Below are 18211 nucleotides of genomic sequence, written 5' to 3' on the forward strand. Positions count from 1 at the left end.
GCAGGTGGGCTTGGCTTCGCCCTGCGGCCTGCTAAGCTAGCGGCCCATGTCCGATCTCGATTTACTCCATATCTCCATTGCCGACCAGGCGCTTTACGGCTTTCGTGCTGGGCGTCTGCTGCTGAGCTTGCCTGTCTCCACGGCGTTCAATGGGGTGGGTGAACTTAACGGTTCAGGCTGTACGCCGCGCGGGCTGCATCAGGTACGCGCGAAGATCGGCGCAGGTTTGCCTCTGGCCGCGGTATTGCGCGGTCGTCGCTGGACAGGGGAGGTATGGTCACCTGAGCTGCACAGGCAGTTTCCTGGCCGCGACTGGATTCTTACCCGTATTCTCTGGCTAAGCGGCCTTGAGCCGGGGCGCAATCGCCTGGGCGAGGTCGATACCTTTCGCCGTTACATCTATCTGCATGGCACTCCGGATACGGAGCCCATGGGGGCGCCGTTGTCCCATGGCTGCATTCGTTTGCGTAACGCCGACATGCTGGCGCTTTTCGAGCGTGTACCGCCGCACTGCAAGGTACGTATCGATGAGGCGCCTTACCCGCAGTGGGCTGCAGACCAAGACTTCACGTAAGGAAATATTCTCATGCAAGGCTCTTTGATGATGGACATCGCTGGCACCTGGTTGACCGCCGAGGATCGCCAGATGCTGCGCCAGCCCGAAGTGGGTGGTCTGATCATTTTTGCCCGCAATATCGAATCGCCGCGCCAGGTTCGCGAGCTATGCCAGAGTATCCGTGCCCTGCGCCCGGATCTGCTGCTGGCGGTGGATCAGGAAGGTGGCCGGGTACAGCGGCTGCGCCAGGGCTTTCTGCGTCTGCCGGCGATGCGCGCCATCGCCGACAACGACAATGCCGAGGAGTTGGCCGAGCATTGCGGCTGGCTGATGGCGACCGAGGTGTTGGCGCTTGGCCTGGATCTGAGTTTCGCGCCGGTACTGGATCTCGACCACCAGCGCAGTGCGGTGGTTGGCAGTCGCGCCTTCGAGGGTGATCCGCAGCGGGCCACCACGCTGGCGGCCGCTTTCATCCGCGGCATGCATCAGGCGGGGATGGCTGCTACCGGAAAACACTTCCCCGGGCACGGCTGGGCCGAGGCGGATTCTCATGTCGCCATCCCGCTCGACGAGCGCAGTCTTGATGACATCCGCACTTGCGACATGCAGCCGTTCAAGCGTCTGGTCCACAAGCTCGATGCAGTGATGCCGGCGCATGTCATCTATTCTCAGGTTGACGAGCACCCGGCTGGCTTCTCCCGTCGCTGGCTGCAGGACATCCTGCGCGGCGAGTTGGGCTTCGAGGGTGTGATTTTCAGCGACGACCTGTCCATGGCCGGTGCCCATGTGGTCGGCGATGCCGGCAAGCGTATCGAGGCGGCACTGGCTGCGGGCTGCGATATGGGCCTGGTGTGCAATGACCGCGCTTCGGCCGAGCTGGCGCTCAGTGCCTTGCAACGTCTGCGAGTGACACCGCCTGCGCACCTCGAGCGCATGCGTGGCCGTGGTCACGCCACTACCGAATACCGCCAGGCGCCACGCTGGCTTACCGCTGTGGCGGCCCTGAGAGCTGCCCAGTTGCTCGACTGAGGACCTGCCTATGACTGTCTACGCCATTATCGGCGGCACCGGCCTGACCCAGCTGGAAGGGTTGACGATTCACGAAGCGCTGCCGCTGGATACCCCTTACGGGGCGCCCTCCGCCGATATCCTCCGGGGCAGTTACGCCGGGCGCGAAGTGCTGTTTCTCGCCCGCCACGGTCAGCCGCACCGGATTCCACCGCATCAGGTGAACTACCGGGCCAACCTCTGGGCGCTCAAGCAGGCTGGCGCCAAGGCCATTGTCGCGGTCAATGCGGTGGGAGGGATTCATGCTGCCATGGGCACTGGGTATTTCTGCGTGCCACATCAGATCATCGATTACACCTCAGGGCGTGCGCACACCTTTTACGAAGGCGATCTGGAACATGTGACCCACGTCGATTTCAGCCAGCCGTACGACAAGCAACTGCGCGAGGGGTTGGTGGCGGCGCTGCGGGTCGAAAATGCGGCATTCAGCGATCACGGAATCTATGGCTGTACTCAGGGGCCACGACTGGAAACGGCGGCGGAAATCGCCCGCATGGAGCGAGATGGCTGCGACCTGGTAGGCATGACCGGTATGCCCGAGGCGGTATTGGCGCGCGAATTGGCGCTGCCCTACGCCTGCCTGGCGCTGGTGGTGAATCCGGCGGCGGGGAAATCCAGCGCCTTGATCACCATGGCCGAGATCGAGCGAGTGATCGAGCAGGGCATGGGGACGGTCAAGGCGGTGTTGGCACGCGTGCTGAGTAACTAGCTTCTCTGTAAAGACAGCGGTCAATGCCCGTCAGTCAGGCGTCGACGTGCCGAATCCGTAGGCGCGGCGCGCCGCCGCGAATCAGGGCGGAGCGCACTTGAAAAACTTCGCTCTGGGGCGAGGCCCCTACGAAAGGCTGGCGGCATCAGATTTCCGCTCAGAGCGGGCTGATGCGTACCAGTGCGCCCAGGCTGCCATGGTCCAGGTAGGTCAGGCTGTTGTCCTTCAGGCGCTGAGCCACTTTCATGTGCTCGCTGCTCTCGAGCAGGCCGTCGCCGCTGAATTGGTTGATCCACAGTTCCAGGTCCAGGTCGGCAAAGCGCTCCTGAGTAAAGCTCAGGGTGCCTTCGACCACGTGATGGCCGAAACGCTCTTCACCGCTGCTGACGGCCACTCGGCTCGGCGAGCTGCCGATGGTCTGGCTCCAGGCCTTGTGCAGCAATACCTGATAACCACTGCCCGGATTGAGCTTGGCCGCTTCGCCATCTAGCGTTGTCGGTCGTTCGTTGCCGGTGATCGGCAATGCCGTGCCCGCCCAGTCGTCCGGTGCCACCTTGGGGGCGAAGACGGGTTCGCCGGCCTGGCGGAATACCAGCAATTCGACCTGATAAAGACGTTCGGCAAAGGCGCTCGGTGCCAGCAGGCAGAGCAGCAGGGCGATCAGGTGCAATGGGCGCATGTGTGTGAGTCCTTCAGGTGGTGGGCGCGAGGCGCTCGAGCAGGGCTTCCAGGGTGTTGAAGCGTTCTTCCGCTCGCTCCATCGGCACCTGGATCTTGAAGACGGTGGCGCCTTCGAACTTGTAGCGTTTTGGCTGGGCCTGGATCAGTTTGATCAGGGTCAGCGGGTCGACGCAGGTTTCCGCGGCGAACTCGATTCGTCCGCCCTGCGGGCCGGCGTCGACCTTGCTGATGCCGAGCTTGTCGGCCTGCAGCTTGAGCAGGGTCAGGCGCATGAGGTTCTTGGTCGGCTCCGGCAGCAGGCCGAAACGATCGATCATTTCTACCTGAAGCTCCTTCAGGCCGTCCTCGTCGCTGGCGTTGGCGATGCGTTTGTAGAGGATCAGGCGGCTGTGCACGTCGGGCAGGTAGTCCTCGGGGATCAGCGCCGGTACACGCAGGTTGATCTCCGGACCGCCACCCAATGGTTGGTCGAGGTTCGGCTGTTCGCCTTTCTGGATGGCCTTGACCGCGCGTTCGAGCATTTCCATGTAGAGGGTGAAGCCGACCGCCTGGATCTGCCCGCTTTGGCCGTCGCCAAGCAGTTCGCCGGCACCGCGGATTTCCAGGTCGTGGGTGGCGAGGACGAAGCCGGCGCCGAGATCCTGGGCGCCCGCGATGGCCTCCAGGCGTTTTTCCGCATCCGGGGTCATCTGCTTGCGCGGTGGCGTCAGCAGGTAGGCGTAGGCCTGGTGGTGGCTACGACCGACACGGCCGCGCAACTGGTGCAGCTGGGCCAGGCCGAACTTGTCGGCGCGGTCGATGATGATGGTGTTGGCGCTAGGCACGTCGATACCGGTCTCGATGATGGTCGAGGCCACCAGCACGTTGAAGCGCTTGTGGTAGAAGTCGCTCATCACCTGCTCGAGATCACGTTCGCGCATCTGTCCGTGACCGATGCCGATACGCGCCTCGGGCACCAGCTCGGCCAGCTCACTGGCGCATTTCTCGATGGTCTTTACATCGTTGTGCAGGTAGTAGACCTGGCCACCGCGTAGCAGCTCGCGCAGCAGCGCTTCCTTGATGGTCGGCTTGTTGCTTTCCATGACGAAGGTGCGCACCGACAGACGCCGCGCTGGTGGCGTGGCGATGATCGACAGGTCGCGCATGCCGGCCACGGCCATGTTCAGTGTGCGCGGGATCGGCGTGGCAGTCAGGGTGAGGATGTCGACCTCGCTGCGCAGGGCCTTGAGCTGTTCCTTCTGGCGCACGCCGAAGCGGTGTTCCTCGTCGATGATCACCAGGCCCAGGTTGTGGAACTTGACGTCGTCCTGCAGCAGCTTGTGGGTGCCGATAACGATATCCACCTTGCCTTCGGCCAGTTGCTGCACGGCCTCGTCGACTTCCTTGGCGCTCTTGAAGCGGCTCATCACCTCGACCTTCACCGGCCAGTCGGCGAAGCGGTCGCGGAAGCTGTTGTAGTGCTGCTGGGCGAGCAGGGTGGTGGGCACCAGTACGGCGACCTGCTTGCCGCTGTGCACGGCGATGAAAGCGGCGCGCATGGCCACCTCGGTCTTGCCGAAACCGACGTCACCGCAGACCAGTCGATCCATCGGCTTGCCGGCCAGCATGTCGGTGCGCACGGCATCGATGGCGGCCTGCTGGTCCGGGGTTTCCTCGAAGGGGAAACCGGCGCTGAAGGTGGCGTAGTCCAGTGCCGGGTCCTGGAAGGCGAAACCTTCACGAGCAGCCCGGCGGGCGTAGATGTCGAGCAGCTCGGCGGCAACATCGCGCACCTGCTCGGCCGCCTTGCGCTTGGCCTTCTGCCAGACCTCCGAGCCAAGGCGATGCAGCGGCGCCAGGGCATCGTCACTGCCGGTGTAGCGGGCGATCAGATGCAGGCTGGCCACGGGGACATAAAGCTTGGCTTCGTCGGCATACTGCAGGGCGAGGAATTCGGCGGCCTGGCCGTCGAACTCCATGGTCACCAGGCCCAGGTAGCGGCCGACGCCGTGATCGATATGCACCACCGGTGCGCCTTCGCGCAGCTCGGTGAGGTTCTTGATCACGTTGTCGCCGCCTTCTCGGCCTTTTTCGCGGCGGCGACGCTGCATGACGCGCTGGCCGAACAGCGGGCTCTCGGCGATCAGTGCCAGGTCGTCGAGCAGCAGGCCTTCATCCAGTGGTGCGATGCAGATGTTGAGGCGTTCAGGGCTGGCCACGAAGGCCGGCCAGCCCTCGACTTCCCGGGGCTTGAGCTTGAGGCGGGCGAGCAGTTCCAGCAGCACTTCGCGGCGCCCGGCTGATTCGGCGCAGAACAGCACGCGGCCTGGATATTCTTCGATAAAGCGGCGCAACGCCGCCAGCGGCTCGCCGGCCTTGGCCTGAATCGCCAGGTCGGGCAGGGCGCGTGCGTCAAAGCGGGTCTGGCCGACGCCGGGCTCGATATCGTCCTGATTGACCACTACGCGCGGCCAGCTCTTCAGACGGGCGAAGCAGTCCTCGACCGGCAGGAAAATGTCGGCAGGTGGCAGCAGCGGGCGCTCCGGGTCGACTCGGCGGTCCTCATAGCGGCTCCGCGCATCTGTCCAGAAATGCTCGGCAGCCTTTTCGATTCCGGGCAGGGAGAACACCTGGGTGTCGCCTGGCAGATAGTCGAACAGGGTGTCTGTCTCTTCGAAGAACAGCGGCAGGTAGTACTCGATGCCGGCGGGGGTGATGCCGGTGGAAAGGTCCTGATAGATCGGGCAGCGACGGAAATCCACGTCGAAGCGCTCGCGGAAACGTCCGCGGAAATCGGTGACAGCTTTCTTTTCCAGCGGAAATTCACGTGCCGGCAACAGGCGGATCGACTCGACCTTGTCCACCGAGCGCTGGGTCTCGGGGTCGAAGGTGCGCAGGGTTTCGATTTCGTCGTCGAACAGGTCGATACGGTAGGGCGTGTCACTGCCCATCGGGAACAGATCGATCAATGCGCCGCGCACGGCGAACTCGCCGTGCTCGTACACCGTATCGACGCAGCGGTAGCCGGCGGCCTCCAAGCGGCCGCGCATTTGCTCCACATCGAGTTTCTGGCCCACATCCAGCACCAGGCTGCCACCCAGCAGGAAGCGTTTGGGTGCCAGGCGGTGTAGGGCGGTGGTGATCGGCACTACGAGGATGCCGCGGCTCAGCTGCGGCAGGCGATAGAGTGCTGCGATGCGTTGCGAGATGATGTCCTGGTGCGGCGAGAAGACATCGTAGGGCAGGGTTTCCCAGTCGGGAAAGTGCAGCACTGGCAGGTCGGGGGCGAAGAACGCCAGTTCTTCCTGCAGCCGCTCCGCGCTCTGGCTGCCTTCGGTGAGCACCAGCGTGAAGCGGCCGGCATTGCTGGCGGCTTCGGCGATAGTCAGGGACAGGGCGGCGCCGGGCAGGTTGCCCCACTGTTGTTTGCCGGCGCTGGCCGGTAGAGACGGAAGACGCAGTACGGACACGGGCGGCTCACGGTCGTGACGAAAGGCCGGGAATTGTAGCGGGGCTTGGTGGTCAATGTCAGTCGCGACAGGCGCGCATTGCTCATGCCCGCGCGCGCCGTCATAATGTAGCCCCTTTTTTCAGCCCCTACATGTGGAAGGTACTGCCCGTGACTCAGAAGCCCGACCAGTGTCTCGGTGAATGGATCGATCGTGAAGCCCTCGCGGAAGCGATGATTCCGCTGATTGGTCAGCTCTATCGCAACAACAATGTGGTGACCTCGATCTATGGCCGTGGCCTGATCAACCGTTCGGTCATCGACATCCTCAAGGCTCACCGTTTCGCTCGCCATCGCCTTGCCGATGAGGCTGAACTGTCGGTGCACGACACCTTCCCCATGCTCAAGGCCATGAGCGAGCTCAAGCTGGGCGCCGCTTCCGTGGACCTGGGCAAGCTGGTTGCCAAGTTCAAGGCCGAAGGCGCTGGTCGTAGCGTCGAGCAGTTCGTCAAGGACGAGCTGGCCGAGGTGGTCGGCAAGCAGAACGGTTCCGGTCGTGAAGGCACCGACGTGGTCCTGTATGGCTTCGGTCGTATCGGCCGCCTGCTGGCGCGCATCCTGATCGAGAAGACCGGTGGTGGCGACGGCCTGCGCCTGCGTGCCATCGTTGTGCGTAAAGGCGCCAGCAACGATCTGGTCAAGCGTGCCAGCCTGCTCCGTCGTGACTCGGTACACGGCAAGTTCAACGGCACCATCACCATTGATGAAGAGAACAACACCCTGACGGCCAACGGCAACCTGATCCAGGTGATCTATGCCAAGGACCCGAAGGAAGTCGACTACACCCAGTACGGCATCAAGAACGCACTGCTGGTTGACAACACCGGTGTGTGGCGTGATGCCGAGGGCTTGGGTCAGCACCTGGCCTGCCCAGGCGTCGATCGCGTCGTTCTCACCGCACCTGGCAAGGGCGCGCTGAAGAACATCGTGCACGGCATCAACCACAGCGAAATCACCGCTGAGGACAAGATCATCTCCGCGGCTTCCTGTACCACCAACGCCATCGTTCCGGTGCTCAAGGCGGTCAATGATCAGTACGGCATCGTCAACGGTCACGTCGAGACCGTTCACTCGTACACCAACGACCAGAACCTGATCGACAACTTCCACAAAGGCAGTCGTCGTGGTCGTAGCGCCGCGCTGAACATGGTCATCACCGAAACCGGCGCTGCTACCGCTGCGGCCAAGGCGCTGCCGGTTCTGAAAGGCAAGCTGACCGGCAACGCCATTCGTGTGCCGACGCCGAACGTGTCCATGGCCATCCTCAATCTGAATCTGGAGAAGGCCACCACTCGCGAAGAGATCAACGAGTACCTGCGCCAGATGGCCATGCACTCGGATCTGCAGAAGCAGATCGACTTCGTCAGCTCGCAGGAAGTGGTATCGACCGACTTCGTTGGTTCGCGCCATGCCGGCGTGGTGGATGCCGAAGCCACCATCGCCAACGATAACCGCGTTGTGCTGTACGTCTGGTACGACAACGAGTTTGGTTACAGCTGCCAGGTGGTGCGCGTGATGGAAGATATGGCTGGGGTCAACCCGCCGGCCTTCCCGCGCTAAGCGTCAAGGTCGCAAAAGAACGGGAGCTTCGGCTCCCGTTTTTTATGCCCGGAATCTGCCCTGGCGAGGTTGTCGAGTTGATCTCGAGCAGCATCGAGTTTGTTGCGCCCTGTTACCGAAAGGCCAAAAAAAGCAAGCGCTTGGGTGGTCAGTGCTGGGGGGCGTCTTTATAATCAAGCGGATTTTTTACCCAGGTTTGGCGCCTTCCTCCACGCCCATATCGTATCGGCGTGGTCGGGTCTATTAGACCTTCGGTAGCGCCGCCTGTCCTATAAAAAGCTTTCTAAATCAGTGGTTAGGCAAACCTATGATCAAACTAAAGCATGGGCTTGATTTGCCCATAACGGGTGCGCCGGCACAGCGTATCGAGGCCGCCAGGCCCGTACGTAGTGTCGCCGTCATCGGCTTCGACTATCACGGGATGAAGCCGACGATGGAAGTGCAGGTCGGTGACCGGGTCAAACTCGGTCAATTGCTGTTTACCGACAAGAAGACACCCGGCGTGCGCTATACCGCCCCTGCGGCTGGCGTGATCAGCGCCATCCATCGTGGTGAGAAGCGTGTCCTGCAGTCCGTTGTCATCGACATCGAAGGCGACGAGCAGGAAACCTTCAGCCAGTATGCTGCCGACCAACTCGACTCGCTGAGCGACGAGCAGGTTCGCGAGAACCTGCAGCAGTCCGGTCTTTGGACTGCGCTGCGTACCCGTCCGTTCAGCAAGGTGCCGGCGCTGGATGCCGTGCCGAGTTCGATCTTCGTCACTGCTATCGATACCCACCCACTTGCCGCCGATCCTGCGGTGATCATCGGTGAATACGCCGCTGACTTCGAAAACGGTCTGAAGGTACTGGGCAATCTGGGCAAGGTCTTCCTGTGCAAGGCCGAAGGTGCCAGCCTGCCGGGCGAGCATGTTGCCAAGGTGCAAAGCGAAGCCTTTGCCGGCCCGCACCCGGCGGGGCTGCCAGGCACTCACATTCACTTCCTTGACCCGGTCAGCACCAGCAAGAGTGTCTGGCAAATCGGTTATCAGGACGTGATCGCGGTGGGCAAACTGTTCACCACCGGTCAGTTGTTCGTCGAGCGCGTGGTTGCCCTCGGCGGCCCGGTTGCCGAGCAGCCGCGTCTGCTCCGCACGCGTCTGGGCGCCAACCTGGAAGAACTCACCGCCGGTGAGCTCAAGCCAGGTTTCAATCGTGTGATTTCCGGCTCGGTGTTCGGCGGTCGTACCGCTCAGGGTGCCTTCGCCTTCCTCGGCCGTTACCACAACCAGGTGTCTTGCCTGGTGGAAGGCAACGACCGCGAGATGATGCATTACCTGCGTGCCGGCGTTAACAAGCACTCGGTATTGAACATCTTCGTCTCCAAGCTGGCCGGCGCCAAGCTGTTCAACTTCACCACCACCACCAACGGCAGCCCGCGCGCCATGGTGCCGGTGGGCAACTACGAAGCCGTGATGCCGCTGGATATCCTGCCGACTCAACTGCTGCGCTATCTGATCGTTGGCGACACCGAGATGGCTCAGAAACTGGGTTGCCTGGAACTCGACGAAGAAGACCTGGCACTGTGCACCTATGTGTGCGCCGGCAAGTATGAATATGGCCCGATCCTGCGGGACAACCTCACCCGCATCGAGAAGGAGGGTTAATCCGTGGGCATTCGTGCATTTCTCGACAAGATCGAGCACAACTTCGAAAAGGGCGGCAAGTACGAGAGGTGGTATGCCCTCTACGAGGCCATCGACACCTTCTTCTATCGTCCTGGCAGCGTGACCAAGACCACCGCTCACGTGCGCGACGGCATCGACCTCAAGCGCATGATGATCACCGTGTGGTTGTGCACCTTCCCGGCCATGTTCTTCGGCATGTGGAACACCGGCTACCAGGCCAACCTGATCTTCGCCCAGAGCCCCGAGCTGCTGGCGAGTCAGGAAGGCTGGCGCTTCGCCCTGATCGGCTCGCTGGCCGGTTTCGATCCGAACAGCCTGTGGGACAACTTCATCCAGGGCGCAGCCTACTTTCTGCCCGTCTACGCGGTGACCTTCATCGTCGGCGGCTTCTGGGAAGTGCTGTTCGCTTCGATCCGCAAGCATGAAGTCAACGAAGGCTTCTTCGTCACGTCCGTGCTGTTCGCCCTGATCCTGCCGCCGAGCATTCCGCTGTGGCAGGTTGCCCTGGGCATCAGCTTCGGCGTGGTGATCGGCAAGGAAGTGTTCGGTGGTACCGGCAAGAACTTCCTCAACCCGGCACTGACCGGCCGTGCTTTCCTGTTCTTCGCCTATCCGGCGCAGATGTCCGGTGATGCGGTCTGGACGGCGGTCGATGGTTTTGCCGGCGCCACTTCGCTGAGCCTGGCAGCCTCCGGCGGCATCGAGAACGTGATCAACAACGGCATCACCTGGATGGACGCCTTCGTCGGCACCATTCACGGCTCGCTCGGCGAGACCAGCACCCTGGCGATTGCCATCGGCGGTCTGGTCCTGCTGATCACCAAGATCGCCTCCTGGCGCATCGTCGCTGGCGTGATGCTGGGCATGATCGGTCTGAGCCTGCTGCTCAATCTGATCGGTTCCACCACCAACCCGATGTTTGCCATGCCCTGGTACTGGCATCTGGTAGTCGGCGGCTTTGCCTTCGGCATGTTCTTCATGGCCACCGATCCGGTGTCGGCCTCCATGACCAACACCGGCAAGTGGATCTTTGGTGCTCTGATCGGCGTGATGGTCGTACTGATCCGTGTGGTCAACCCGGCCTTCCCCGAGGGCATGATGCTGGCGATTCTGTTCGCCAACCTGTTTGCACCGCTGATCGACCACTTCGTCGTTCAAGCCAATATCAAGCGGAGGCTGGCACGCAATGTCTAGTCAAAAAGAATCCACCGTCCGCACGCTGACGGTGGCCGTGCTGGTGTGTCTGGTGTGCTCGGTGTTCGTCGCCGGTGCAGCCATTGCACTGAAGCCGACCCAGGTGGAGAACCGTCTGCTGGACAAGCAGCGCAGCATCCTGGCCATCGCCGGCCTGGGTGAGCCGGGCATGTCCGGGGCCAAGGTCAAGGAGGTGTTCGACGGCACCATCACCGCCAAACTGGTGGATCTGGAGACCGGCAAGTTCTCCGATGCCTTCGACCCGATCACCTTCGACCCGCTCAAGGCCTCCAAGGACCCTCAGTTGTCCACTGCCCTCAGGGGTAGCGAGGACATCGCCGGTATCAAGCGCCAGGAGCGTTACACCACCGTTTACATGGTGGAAAAGGACGGTGAAGTCGAAACCCTGATCCTGCCGGTTCGCGGCTACGGCCTGTGGTCGACCCTGCACGGCTTTATCGCGGTCAAGGGCGACCTCAATACCGTTGTCGGCATGGGCTTCTACCAGCACGGCGAGACTCCCGGTCTCGGCGGCGAGGTGGACAACCCGAAATGGAAGGGCCAATGGCCGGGCAAGACCCTGTTCGACGAGAACGACAAGTTGGCCGTACAGGTGGTCAAGGGCGGCGTAGATCCGCAAAGCCCGCAAGCCACGCACCAGGTCGATGGCCTGGCCGGCGCCACTCTGACCAGTGTCGGTGTGGACAACCTGCTGAAGTTCTGGCTTGGCCAGAACGGCTTCGGTCCGTTTATCGCTAACCTGCGTGCAGGGGAGGCTTGATCATGTCGCAGTCGACTATTAAAGAAGTCCTGCTCAACCCGGTCTTCAACAACAACCCCATCGGCCTGCAGATCCTCGGGATCTGCTCGGCCCTGGCGGTCACCTCGAACCTGCAGACCGCGCTGGTGATGTCTGCCGCGCTGACCCTGGTGACCGGTTTCTCCAACCTGTTCATCTCGATGATCCGCAGCCAGATCCCCAGCTCGATCCGCATGATCGTACAGATGGTGATCATCGCATCCTTGGTGATCGTGGTCGATCAGGTGCTCAAGGCCTACGCCTTCAGTTTGTCCAAACAGCTGTCGGTGTTCGTCGGTCTGATCATCACCAACTGCATCGTGATGGGCCGCGCTGAAGCCTTCGCCATGCAGAACCCGCCCGTGCTGTCGTTCTTCGATGGTATCGGCAACGGTCTTGGCTACAGCGCCTTCCTGATTGCCCTGGGTATCATTCGCGAGCTGTTCGGCGCGGGCAAACTGATGGGCTACGAGGTCTTCTCGGTGGTCAACGACGGCGGCTGGTACCAGCCCAACGGCATGCTGCTGCTGCCGCCATCGGCATTCTTCCTGATCGGTCTGTTCATCTGGGCCATCCGTAGCTGGAAGAAGGATCAGATCGAGAAGAACGCCTACAAGATGGCGCCTCAGGTATCCAGCAAGGAGGCCTATTAATGGAACATTACATCAGCCTGTTCGTCCGTGCGGTGTTCGTCGAGAACATGGCGCTGGCGTTCTTCCTCGGCATGTGTACCTTCATCGCCATCTCCAAGAAGGTGGAAACCGCCATTGGCCTCGGCATCGCCGTGGTCGTGGTGCTGGGTATCACCATGCCGGTGAACAACCTGATCTACACCAATATCCTCAAGGATGGTGCGCTGGCCTGGGCCGGTCTGCCTGAGGTGGATCTGTCGTTCCTTGGTCTGCTGACCTTCATCGGGGTGATCGCTGCACTGGTACAGATCCTCGAGATGACCCTGGATAAGTACGTGCCGTCGCTGTACAACGCCCTCGGCGTGTTCCTGCCGCTGATCACCGTGAACTGCGCCATCATGGGTGGCTCGCTGTTCATGGTCGAGCGCGACTACAACCTGGCCGAAAGCACCGTCTACGGCATCGGCGCAGGCGTGTCCTGGGCACTGGCGATTGCTGCGCTGGCTGGTATCCGCGAGAAGCTCAAGTACAGCGATGTACCGGCTGGTCTGCAGGGTCTGGGCATCACCTTCATCACCATCGGTCTGATGTCGCTGGGCTTCATGTCCTTCTCCGGCGTGCAGCTGTAAGGAAAGGATGAACAGATGAATTACGAAATCTTCCTCGCCATCGGCATGTTCACCGCCATCGTTCTCGCGCTGGTGCTGATCATTCTCGCTGCTCGCGCCAAGCTGGTGTCGAGCGGCGACGTGAACATCGAAATCAACGGCGAAAAAACCATCGTGGTCCCGGCTGGCGGCAAGCTGCTGCAAACCCTGGCCGACAACGGCATCTTCCTGTCGTCCGCTTGCGGTGGCGGCGGTACCTGCGCCCAGTGCAAGTGCATCATCGAATCCGGTGGTGGCGAGATGCTCTCCACCGAAGAGTCGCACTTCACCAAGCGCGAGGCCCGTGAGGGTTGGCGCCTGTCCTGCCAGGCCGCAGTCAAGCAGGATATGAAGATCGAAGTGCCGGAAGAAGTCTTCGGCGTGAAGAAGTGGGAATGCACCGTCGTTTCCAACCCCAACGTCGCCACCTTCATCAAGGAGCTGACGCTGAAACTGCCGGAAGGCGAGAACGTCGACTTCCGCGCCGGTGGTTACGTACAGCTGGAGTGCCCGCCGCACACCGTGTACTACAAGGACTTCGACATTCAGGAGGAGTACCGCGGCGACTGGGACAAGTTCAACCAGTGGAAGTACGTGTCCAAGGTCGACGAGACCGTGATCCGTGCCTACTCCATGGCCAACTACCCGGAAGAGCGCGGTCTGGTGAAGTTCAACATCCGTATCGCCTCGCCGCCCCCCGGCAAGGACGATCTGCCGCCGGGCAAGATGTCGTCCTACGTGTTCAGCCTCAAGCCGGGCGACAAGATCACCGTGTACGGGCCCTTCGGTGAGTTCTTCGCCAAGGACACCGACGCCGAGATGGTCTTCATCGGTGGTGGTGCCGGCATGGCGCCGATGCGTTCGCACATCTTCGACCAGCTCAAGCGCCTGAAGTCCAAGCGCAAGATCAGCTTCTGGTACGGTGCGCGTTCCATGCGCGAGTCGTTCTACAACGAAGAGTACGATCAGCTGGCCGCAGAGAACCCGAACTTCGAATGGCACCTGGCGTTGTCCGACCCACAGCCGGAAGACAACTGGACCGGCCTCAAGGGCTTCATCCACAACGTGCTGTACGAGAACTACCTGAAGGACCACCCGGCTCCGGAAGATTGCGAGTTCTACATGTGCGGCCCACCCATGATGAACGCCGCCGTGATCAAGATGCTGACCGACCTGGGTGTCGAGCCGGAGAACATCCTCCTCGACGACTTCGGCGGCTAACGCATGAGGTCTGCTGTACTCCAGCCCGTTATCGCTGTCGCCCTGGCGGCAGCCCTAACGGGCTGCTTGCATTCTGAACGGATCGAAGAGTTCGGTGGCCCGACCATGGGCAGTACCTATTCGATCAAATACGTCCGTAGTGAAGGTGTCGCGCCGCAAGCCGAACTCAAGGCCGCGACCGAGGCGATCCTCGCCGAGATCGATCTGCAGATGTCCACCTATCGCGATGATTCGCTGATCGAGCAGTTCAACCGTGCACCGGCGGGTACCTGCCAGGCCATGCCCAAGGGCGTGCTGGATCTGGTGCGTGCCGGCAATCGCCTGCACCAGGAGAGCCAGGGCTATTTCGACCTGACGCTGGAACCCTTGCTCGACCTCTGGGGCTTCGGCCCCAAAGGGCAGGGCGAAGCCGTGCCGGACGCCGAGCGTCTGGCCGAAGTGCGTCAGCGGGTTGGTCAGCAGCACCTTAAGGTCGACGGCGAGCAGCTGTGCAAGGAGGCCGATGTTCAGGTCGACTTCAACAGCATCGCTGCTGGCTATGCCGTCGATCTGATCGTGGCGCGTCTGGGCGAGTTGGGGGTCACCAGTTATCTGGTCGAGGCCACCGGTGAGCTCAAGGCGGCCGGCTTCAAGCCCGATGGCAGCCACTGGCGCATCGGTCTGGAAGCCCCGCGCGACGACCAGCGGGTGGCCCAACGCATTCTGCAGCTCGATGGTTACGGTATCTCCACCTCAGGTGACTACCGCAACTACTTCGAAGAGAACGGCCAGCGCTACTCGCATACGCTCGATCCGCTGAGCGGCAAGCCGGTCAACCACAAGCTGGCAGCTGTCACTGTGGCCGATCCATCGACCTTGCGCGCCGATGGCTTGTCTACCCTATTGATGGTGCTTGGACCGGATGCCGGTATGGCCTTCGCCGAGCGCAACGGTATCGCGGCGTTTTTCGTGACGCGTGAGGGCGAGGGCTTCGTCTCACAGGGCACGACCGCATTCGAGCAGCTATTCGCTGCAGGAGATGAGCAATGACTTTTCTGGTTGTATTTCTGGCCATGATTCTGGTCGTCGGCATGATGGCCGTTGGCGTGATCATGGGGCGCAAACCCATCGCCGGTTCCTGCGGTGGCATCGCCAACCTGGGTATCGAGAAGGAATGCTCGATTTGCGGCGGTAGCCGTGAAAAGTGCGAGGAGGTCAATCGCGAGCAGAGCGAAACGCCGAACACCGACCTGGCTTACGACGCGAGCAAGCGTTAAGCCGGGTGGCAGCTTTGATAGCCGGTGGCTATTATCCGCTGCCGGCCCCGCCGAGGGTGCGCCACAAGCGCTCCGGCCTGATCTGAAGGAGTAAACATGGCGGTCTACAACTACGATGTGGTGGTGCTGGGCTCCGGCCCGGCGGGCGAGGGCGCGGCGATGAACGCGGCCAAGGCCGGGCGCAAGGTAGCCGTGGTGGACAACCGTCCGCTGGTCGGCGGCAATTGCACCCACCTGGGCACCATTCCGTCCAAGGCGCTGCGCCATTCGGTGCGGCAGATCATGCAGTTCAATACCAACCCGATGTTCCGCCAGATCGGCGAGCCACGCTGGTTCTCGTTCCCCGACGTGCTGAAAAGCGCGGAGAAGGTGATCGCCAAGCAGGTCACCTCACGCACCGGCTACTACGCGCGCAACCGCATCGACACCTATTTCGGCACCGCCAGCTTCGCTGACGAGCAGACCGTCGAAGTCGTCTGCATCAATGGTGTGGTGGAAAAGCTGGTGGCCAAACAGATCGTCATCGCCACCGGTTCGCGTCCGTACCGCCCGGCCGATGTCGATTTCCGCCACCCGCGTATCTACGATAGCGACACCATTCTCAGCCTGGGCCACACGCCGCGCCGTCTGATCATCTACGGCGCTGGGGTGATCGGTTGCGAGTACGCCTCGATCTTCAGTGGCCTGGGTGTGCTGGTCGACCTGATCGACAACCGCGATCAACTGCTCAGCTTCCTCGACTCGGAAATCTCCGACGCCTTGAGCTATCACCTGCGCAACAACAACGTGCTGATTCGTCACAACGAAGAGTACGAGCGCATCGAGGGTGTGGAAAACGGTGTGGTCCTGCACCTGAAGTCGGGCAAGAAGATCAAGGCCGACGCGTTGCTGTGGTGTAACGGCCGTACCGGCAATACCGATCAGTTGGGTCTGGAGAACATTGGCATCGCGGTCAACAGCCGTGGTCAGATCCAGGTCGACGAGCATTACCGCACTGAGGTCAGCAACATCTACGCCGCCGGTGACGTGATCGGCTGGCCGAGCCTGGCCAGCGCCGCTGCCGACCAGGGGCGTTCCGCTGCCGGCAGCATCGTCGACAACGGCAGCTGGCGCTTCGTCGATGACGTGCCGACCGGCATTTACACCATTCCGGAGATCAGCTCGATCGGCAAGACCGAGCGTGAGCTGACCCAGGCCAAGGTGCCTTACGAAGTGGGCAAGGCCTTCTTCAAGGGTATGGCGCGTGCGCAGATCTCGGTGGAACCGGTGGGCATGCTGAAGATCCTCTTCCATCGTGAAACCCTGGAAGTGCTGGGTGTGCACTGCTTCGGCTATCAAGCCTCGGAGATCGTCCACATTGGCCAGGCGATCATGAACCAGAAGGGTGAAGCCAACAGCATCAAGTACTTCATCAACACCACCTTCAACTACCCGACCATGGCCGAGGCCTATCGGGTTGCCGCGTTCGACGGCCTCAACCGGCTTTTTTGAGCGGCTCCGGCCGGCGGCCTGAGCCGGTCGGGGAGACAGGCTGGGTAGTGGCTTCCGAGTGGCGCTGGCCGAATCGGGAGAGCTTCTAGCGTCTCAGGCGGCAGCAACGAAAAAACCGGCTCTTGGGCCGGTTTTTTCGTTCTCGGGCTACGCCGCGGGCTACTCAGGCTTGCTCCCCTCTCCCGCGTGCGGGAGAGGGGCCGGGGGAGGCGCTAAGGCTCAGCCGCGCAGCGTCTGCACCGCGATGCCGGGGAAGTCGGTGATGATGCTGTCGACACCAAAGTCGGCCAGGCGGCGCATCAGCGCCGGCTCATTGACCGTCCAGACCGATACGTGCAGCCCCTGCTTCTGCGCCTTGATCAGGCGCTCCGGGGCGCACAGCGTCCAATTCAGCGCCAGCAGGTGGCAATCGTAATGCGCTGCTACTTTCAGCGGGTCGAGCCAGGCGTACTCGGCAACCAGACCGAGCTGCAACTGCGGAGTCAGTTCGCGCGCGGCCTTGAGTACCTCCCGCGAGCTGGAGGTGATGGTGATCTGCTCACGCAAACCGAAGCGTTCGACAAGTTCGGCAATGGCCAGCACGGTGCGCGCGGCGCGCACTTTCGAGGCGCTTTTCACCTCCAGCTGCCAATGCTCGAACTTGCACTGCTGGAACAATTCTTCCAGGCGCGGAATGGGGCATGGGCGCACCCAGCCAGGGCCGCCCTTGCGTGCGTCGTACTTCACCAGCTCGGCGGCGTCGTGTTCAACCACCTTGCCGCGCAGGCCGGTGGTGCGCTTGAGTGTTGGGTCGTGGATCACCATCAGTTCGCCGTCGCGCGACAGATGCAGATCCAGCTCGCAGCGGTCGACGCCGTGTTCCAGGCAGCGCTGGAAACTGGCCAGGGTATTTTCCGGGGCTTCGCCCTTGGCGCCGCGATGGCCGTAGATGAGAGTCACTGTTGCTCCTTGGCAGTGTCGAGGTGGCGTGGCTGGTGATGGCGCACGCTGTTGATCACGTGATCGTATTCGAAATAGACGCTGAATTCGCGGTAATCCCAGCGTGTGATCGGCGGCTGGCCGACGGGCTTGTGCTCTTCATCGGCCAGGCCGAAACGCTCCAGTACCGAACGCTTGGACTGGCCTTTGTGCGGCAGGTTGCTGGCGTCGAAATCGGCGCCCTGGCTGCCCAGGGGAATGGTCAGGGTATCGGCGAAGAGAGCAGTAGGGGCGAGCAGGGTGAAAAGCAGAGCGAGACGATACAT

17 protein-coding genes are annotated in these 18211 nt (G+C 61.9%); 13 read left to right on the forward strand and 4 right to left on the reverse strand.

Features of this window, described 5'->3' with window-relative positions; translation table 11 throughout:
- The first annotated feature begins 46 nt into the window (after window positions 1–46).
- The 3 genes from JWV26_RS18605 to JWV26_RS18615 are packed head-to-tail and all read left to right on the forward strand — an operon-like array spanning window position 47 to window position 2333.
- Complete coding sequence (locus JWV26_RS18605; RefSeq protein WP_206417529.1) at window positions 47–574, forward strand: L,D-transpeptidase; 528 nt, start codon at window positions 47–49, stop codon at window positions 572–574.
- Between the two features lie 12 nt (window positions 575–586).
- Window positions 587–1585 carry a beta-N-acetylhexosaminidase gene (gene nagZ, locus JWV26_RS18610; protein ID WP_206417530.1) on the forward strand — a complete coding sequence of 333 codons (999 nt, stop codon included), beginning with the start codon at window positions 587–589 and terminating at the stop codon, window positions 1583–1585.
- Window positions 1586–1595: 10 nt separating this feature from the next.
- Entirely contained in the window at window positions 1596–2333 is a 738-nt protein-coding gene (locus JWV26_RS18615; RefSeq protein ID WP_206417531.1) for an S-methyl-5'-thioinosine phosphorylase, read from the forward strand.
- 157 nt (window positions 2334–2490) lie between these two features.
- On the opposite strand, the gene JWV26_RS18620 is transcribed toward JWV26_RS18615, so the two are convergent.
- Both JWV26_RS18620 and mfd read right to left on the reverse strand, forming a co-directional pair.
- Window positions 2491–3012 carry a peptidoglycan binding protein CsiV gene (locus JWV26_RS18620; protein ID WP_059391813.1) on the reverse strand — a complete coding sequence of 174 codons (522 nt, stop codon included), beginning with the start codon at window positions 3010–3012 and terminating at the stop codon, window positions 2491–2493.
- A 13-nt stretch (window positions 3013–3025) separates the two neighbouring features.
- A complete protein-coding gene (gene mfd, locus JWV26_RS18625) occupies window positions 3026–6463 on the reverse strand; it encodes a transcription-repair coupling factor (protein ID WP_072425950.1) in 3438 nt (1145 codons plus the stop codon).
- 131 nt (window positions 6464–6594) lie between these two features.
- On the opposite strand from mfd, the gene JWV26_RS18630 reads away from it, so the two are divergent.
- From JWV26_RS18630 to sthA, 10 genes are all read left to right on the forward strand, one after another.
- Window positions 6595–8061 (forward strand): glyceraldehyde-3-phosphate dehydrogenase, encoded by a 1467-nt coding sequence (locus JWV26_RS18630; protein ID WP_017677638.1) that lies wholly within the window; start codon window positions 6595–6597, stop codon window positions 8059–8061.
- Between the two features lie 307 nt (window positions 8062–8368).
- On the forward strand, window positions 8369–9706 hold the full coding sequence (locus tag JWV26_RS18635) for a Na(+)-translocating NADH-quinone reductase subunit A (RefSeq protein WP_206417532.1): 1338 nt from the start codon (window positions 8369–8371) through the stop codon (window positions 9704–9706).
- A gap of 3 nt (window positions 9707–9709) precedes the next feature.
- Window positions 9710–10921 (forward strand): NADH:ubiquinone reductase (Na(+)-transporting) subunit B, encoded by a 1212-nt coding sequence (locus JWV26_RS18640; protein WP_206417533.1) that lies wholly within the window; start codon window positions 9710–9712, stop codon window positions 10919–10921.
- Window positions 10914–11702, forward strand: a complete 789-nt coding sequence (locus JWV26_RS18645) for a Na(+)-translocating NADH-quinone reductase subunit C (RefSeq protein WP_196456036.1) — start codon at window positions 10914–10916, stop codon at window positions 11700–11702. Before JWV26_RS18640 ends, JWV26_RS18645 begins: the two co-directional genes overlap by 8 nt.
- Window positions 11703–11704: 2 nt before the next feature.
- The gene (locus tag JWV26_RS18650; protein ID WP_072425947.1) at window positions 11705–12373 is read left to right on the forward strand and encodes an NADH:ubiquinone reductase (Na(+)-transporting) subunit D; all 669 of its coding nucleotides are present in this window, start codon (window positions 11705–11707) and stop codon (window positions 12371–12373) included.
- Window positions 12373–12981 (forward strand): NADH:ubiquinone reductase (Na(+)-transporting) subunit E, encoded by a 609-nt coding sequence (nqrE, locus tag JWV26_RS18655; RefSeq protein ID WP_017677633.1) that lies wholly within the window; start codon window positions 12373–12375, stop codon window positions 12979–12981. The genes JWV26_RS18650 and nqrE overlap by 1 nt, the downstream gene beginning before the upstream one ends.
- A 15-nt stretch (window positions 12982–12996) precedes the next feature.
- On the forward strand, window positions 12997–14220 hold the full coding sequence (gene nqrF, locus JWV26_RS18660; protein ID WP_072425946.1) for an NADH:ubiquinone reductase (Na(+)-transporting) subunit F: 1224 nt from the start codon (window positions 12997–12999) through the stop codon (window positions 14218–14220).
- 105 nt (window positions 14221–14325) lie between these two features.
- A complete protein-coding gene (locus JWV26_RS18665; protein WP_079784156.1) occupies window positions 14326–15249 on the forward strand; it encodes an FAD:protein FMN transferase in 924 nt (307 codons plus the stop codon).
- A complete protein-coding gene (nqrM, locus tag JWV26_RS18670) occupies window positions 15246–15476 on the forward strand; it encodes a (Na+)-NQR maturation NqrM (RefSeq protein ID WP_206417534.1) in 231 nt (76 codons plus the stop codon). Before JWV26_RS18665 ends, nqrM begins: the two co-directional genes overlap by 4 nt.
- A gap of 96 nt (window positions 15477–15572) precedes the next feature.
- Complete coding sequence (gene sthA / locus JWV26_RS18675; RefSeq protein ID WP_072425943.1) at window positions 15573–16967, forward strand: Si-specific NAD(P)(+) transhydrogenase; 1395 nt, start codon at window positions 15573–15575, stop codon at window positions 16965–16967.
- A gap of 219 nt (window positions 16968–17186) precedes the next feature.
- Here sthA and JWV26_RS18680 read toward each other — a convergent pair whose 3' ends face one another.
- Window positions 17187–17906 carry a glycerophosphodiester phosphodiesterase gene (locus JWV26_RS18680; protein ID WP_206417535.1) on the reverse strand — a complete coding sequence of 240 codons (720 nt, stop codon included), beginning with the start codon at window positions 17904–17906 and terminating at the stop codon, window positions 17187–17189.
- The gene (locus JWV26_RS18685; protein WP_206417536.1) at window positions 17903–18211 is read right to left on the reverse strand and encodes a phosphodiesterase; all 309 of its coding nucleotides are present in this window, start codon (window positions 18209–18211) and stop codon (window positions 17903–17905) included. Before JWV26_RS18685 ends, JWV26_RS18680 begins: the two co-directional genes overlap by 4 nt.

Origin of the sequence: Ectopseudomonas toyotomiensis (genome assembly GCF_017167985.1) — a bacterium.
Taxonomy (GTDB): domain Bacteria; phylum Pseudomonadota; class Gammaproteobacteria; order Pseudomonadales; family Pseudomonadaceae; genus Aquipseudomonas; species Aquipseudomonas toyotomiensis.